This window comes from Pirellulales bacterium (genome assembly GCA_035499655.1).
Lineage (GTDB): Bacteria > Planctomycetota > Planctomycetia > Pirellulales > JADZDJ01 > DATJYL01.
Genome location: DATJYL010000097.1, coordinates 1 through 3,974, shown reverse-complemented (window position 1 = coordinate 3,974; position 3,974 = coordinate 1). Strand labels below are relative to the sequence as shown.

Genomic DNA, 3,974 nt, shown 5'->3' with positions numbered 1-3,974 from the left:
GGAACACTGCTATTGGCAACTTTAGCGTATGAAGCTCGAAATCAAGAGGCGTCGTTGTATTCAAGGCAGGATGCGGCTTGCCACCGTGGGGTTCGTGGTTTTGTTGACAGCCTGCATCCAGGCACACGCCCAGGACTATGACGAGTTGCCGCTGTTTCAAGTCAACAACAAGCCGATCCAAGCTTGGTCGCAATTAAACAGTGCGCTGGATGATAAAACCAAATCGGTGGCGGGCATGCTCGGCGGCGATGCTATGGACACCACGGCGTTCGATCAATACTTCAATGATATTGTCTTTCCGCTGTTTACCGAGTGGAAGGACGTCAAGATTGGCAGCCGAATAGTATCGCCACTGGCCGAGGGCATCGGCGGGCGGAACCCGCCCGGTATGCGGGCCCTATTTAAGCACGACTTTGCCGCTAAAGCCACCAACACCGCCGCACACGAACGTCTGAACGACCTGACATTGAAAAAAATGGATGAAATCGCCAGCGGGAATTTTCATCCCGTGGTGCGGGCCAATGCGGTGATGATGATTGCCGATTTGAATGATACGGATACGAACGGACCGGCTTCGAATCCGTCTCCCTGGAAACAAGCGCTGCCCATTTTGTGGAAATATGCGACCGCGAAAGATTCGACCGATGCGGTTCGCATTCCCGCCTGGCGAGGATTAGTGCGACAGGCCCAAGCGCCCGGAGGCATTGATGCAGACCACCGCCCAGCGGTGATTGGCGCCGCCGTCGATGCCTTACAAAAACGAAACGATTTGGGTGGCGGCACGCAGGATGCAAAAGATTGGATTTGCCGCCGGGCCATCGACGTGTTGGTGGCCCTCTACGGTGCTACGCCCAGCGGCGCCGCACCAAATCCCGATGTCACGGCCGCGCTTTTCGATACGATCAACGATAGTTCCACTTCTGTGACCGTTCGAGCCGCCGCGGCCGCCGCAACCGCGAAAGTTAAATTAAATCTGCCGCAAAACTTCGATCCGAATGCGCTGGCGAAAAGTCTGGGTAAATTGGCGGTGGATGATTACAAGAACGAGTTAGACACGGCTTCCGCGAATCATGCCCCGATTGTCGCGGACCGGTTGGCGCAGCAGTTGGGGGAAATTCGCCAAGGCTTCGTCGGTGGCGACGGCAATGGGGGCGTGCGTGTCATGTCCACGGCGCCTGACTTTCAGAAGTATGTCGATTCGATGATCGGCGCTTTGGACAACGTGATCGCGGCTTGTAGCACGCAGCCTTTGCCCGCGCCGACTCCAACCCAACCTGCTTATGGCGGCGCATCGCTTGTTATCCCAATCGACCGGCAAAGACCAATTTCTGAGGCCATTGCCGCGGCAGGCGCCACCTTGGAAGCCGCGGTTCAACGCGAGGCGGCGGCTCCCGCTGCTGTGCCCGGAGCGGCGCCTCGGAAATCCGCACTCGATAACAATCCATTGGGCGGATGAACCGGGGACGCGGTGATTGGGCAAGCAACTTGTCACGTCCATTACCACAAATGGATCAACGAGATGCCCACTCCGCCGTCGTCAACAGTAGGAACGGTATACCATTGGTGCTTTTCGAGTTCGGTATGGTTCACCGCTGAAACCGAAAGGCCTGCTAACCACCATCCCAGCATCACTTGCGACAGGTAATGCGAATCGGTGTGGATGCGCGCCCAACCGGCTAGCGTTCCGGCGGCATAAAATGCCACGTCTAATGCGCAGCAGTCGGTCATCTGGGCCGCGGTCCACAGCGGCACTGCGCCTACAAAGGCGTGCCCGCTAACACCGTTGTTCGCTTTAAACGGGTGCCATCCAGAGCCCACGCCATAGCTAGGGCGGGAAGATCCAATGACATATTGCAGCGCGAGCACAGGGACAGCTCCTACGATCAGGCCACGCATCGATCGGCCGCTCCACTGTTGGAGCCAATTGGTGCAGGCCCAACCCCCGTCGTCTACGTAAGAGTCGATGCCATAATCCAGCAGCCAAATGGCGGCCAAACTTGGAATGACATACTGGCCACTGCCAATTTGTTTGAACGAATCCAATTGAGTGTCGTTGGGGCGGAGTGTTTCGCCGTAGGCATCGCGGAACCCTTCATCGATGTGCGTATTGGCAATGATCGCCGCAGCGCCAAGACCTACGGCAAGCCATTCGAGACTGTGGCAACGATAAAAGTTGACTTCATCATTCCACAGATTGGACATCAGTGGATGCTCTGGCAGCTCGGAAAACTCTTCCGGAGCAGGGGAACCGTGCGGTGGCGCGCCCAGGCTGCCAGGGTCCGCGTTAATCGGCGATTGGTCGTTTTGATCCGCTGGTTGGTTGGGCTGGTCGTTGGCGCCTGAGAGGGATCCATATCCGGCAGGTTGCACATCGACTGGGGGTAACCATTGCACTTGCGGCTTTGATTCATCTGCGCCGTCGAGCGAACAAACCGTACCGACGAACGACGTTGCCGGGCCGGACGATGGTCCAGGGTCGGGTAATGGAAGTGCGCCGTCGCTCATCCGCGCCGATATTCCAGCCGGCGAAGTGCTGTCGTACACCGTGCCCGCCAGCACTACTGGAAACCGTGGGCTGTCGCTTTCGCCGCGGTAAGCGCCGATGGTCACCGCCGCATCGTATTGCTGGCGATTGAGTGGCGAGTTCTCCGAGTCGCTGGCAGACACTGGAACCAGCGTTTTTGGATCTTGGTTCCCCACCGCGGCAATATCCGCGGGAACGACTAGCGTTCCTGTTGGCGATTTTTCCGTTGCCGTGACAGCCCCCTGGGGCTTGCCGCCCAATCGTTGTGCCAGATCGATGGGCGCAGCATCATGCGAGGGCAGCTCTGCGCAGCCCGCCAGCGACTCTAGGAGCAGGGTAATGATTGCCAGCTTCAGCATGCAGTACGGTTTTGGGCTCTGCCGGTTGCGACAAGACGATTCAATCGGACGCGCAAAACCAGAACGGTAAAGGGATAAGGCCGGAAAGGTTATCTGCCTCCGGCCGCCCGCACAAGACTGCTTCCTCAATTGTTACGCTTGCTGACACATGCTCTGCTGGCGTTCTTTCTGCACCGCGCAATCGCTCTTGACCATCGCTCTGCGAACGGGTATTTACCCAGCCTCTTTTCTCGTTGCCGCTAGCATACCCTGTGGCGGCCTGCCCTTCGGCACGGAATCGATTCGTCTTCGTCGCATCGAAATTAATTATTGAGGATGGCCCGGTGAGCAAGCCGAGGCTGGCAATCGCGATTTTGATCTGCGGTGCGTGCGTGCCGCTGCGCACGGCGCGCGCCCAACGGGTGGAATTTCCCACGCCGGCGGCGCCCTCGGCGGCCTATCCCTCGGGGCCGGCCATCCCGCCTCCCACGTTCGATCCCTATTCCGTTCCCGACACCGCGCCACCGATGAGCGCGCCCTATTTGGCTCCCGACGCGGGGCCTTACGCGGCGCCTTCGCCCTATTCCACCGCGCCAGCCCTTGGGGCGCCGTACAACGGAACGCCAGCCGCGCTGTATCCGGATGGTGTGCCTGTTTACAACGGGCCCACGTTTGCGCCCATCACCGACACATGGACCAAAACCATGCGCTTTCTACAAGAAGTGCATGCCGACGAAACCTGGCTGGCACGCGGCGGCGGCGAAACGGCTTTGGGCATCAACACCATCAACACCTGGGCCACATTTGCCATTCCGTTTTACTGGAACCCCAATCCATTGCTGATTACGCCAGGTTTCCAATTGAATTTGTGGGACGGTCCCGATCCGGTTGGGCCGCCGGTTCCATTTGGCCCCGACTTGCCGGCGCAGACTTATGGCGCCTATCTCGATGCCGCGTGGAATCCTCAAATCTCCAATTGGTTTGGAGCCGAACTCGAAATCAGTCCCGGCTTATATACCGATTTCCAGCACACCACCAGCGAAAGCATTCGCATATTGGGTCGTGGATTGGGTGTGCTGACCTTAACACCTACGGTGCAATTCAAATTGGGT

Annotated in this window: 3 protein-coding genes; 2 read left to right on the top strand and 1 reads right to left on the bottom strand. The window is 58.4% G+C overall.

From position 1 onward, the window contains the following. Window positions 1–70: 70 nt before the first annotated feature. Complete coding sequence (locus VMJ32_07090) at window positions 71–1,456, top strand: hypothetical protein (protein ID HTQ38775.1); 1,386 nt, start codon at window positions 71–73, stop codon at window positions 1,454–1,456. A 41-nt stretch (window positions 1,457–1,497) separates the two neighbouring features. Here the strand turns inward: VMJ32_07090 and VMJ32_07085 are convergent, their stop codons facing one another. Then, the gene (locus VMJ32_07085; protein ID HTQ38774.1) at window positions 1,498–2,883 is read right to left on the bottom strand and encodes a hypothetical protein; all 1,386 of its coding nucleotides are present in this window, start codon (window positions 2,881–2,883) and stop codon (window positions 1,498–1,500) included. Between the two features lie 323 nt (window positions 2,884–3,206). Between VMJ32_07085 and VMJ32_07080 the strand changes: the two genes are divergently transcribed. Then, on the top strand, window positions 3,207–3,974 hold a 768-nt coding region (locus VMJ32_07080; GenBank protein HTQ38773.1), incomplete at its 3' end, for a hypothetical protein.